We start from the raw sequence: 299 nt of genomic DNA, 5'->3' as shown, positions 1-299 counted from the left end.
CGGATCATATAGATACACTTCTAAAAAAATATGATTTAGAAGAGAATCTTTCAATTAAACGATATGAAAATTATAAACAAATGATAGAGGAGAATAAGTTAGAACTTATCAGAATTGCTACGGAAAGCGGTCTTCATGCAGAGATCGCTCTCTATTGTATTGATCATGGAATAAACATTATTATAGAAAAGCCAATGGCAATTAATATCTCTGATGCTGAGGAAATAATCAGGCGATCTGAGGCAAATGGTGTAAAGGTTTCGGCCTGCCATCAAAATCGTTTTAATATTGCAGTACAG

Annotated in this window: 1 protein-coding gene; it reads left to right on the top strand. The window is 33.4% G+C overall.

Features of this window, described 5'->3' with window-relative positions:
• Positions 1 to 299 (top strand): Gfo/Idh/MocA family protein (locus NE473_RS31375; protein ID WP_256265665.1); only part of this gene is annotated, 299 nt, incomplete at both ends.

The sequence above is a fragment of the Hungatella sp. SL.1.14 genome (genome assembly GCF_024460495.1).
Classification (GTDB): Bacteria; Bacillota; Clostridia; order Lachnospirales; family Lachnospiraceae; genus Hungatella; species Hungatella hathewayi.
Note: the sequence above shows the minus strand (reverse complement) of the source record. Positions and strands in the feature narration are given on the sequence as shown.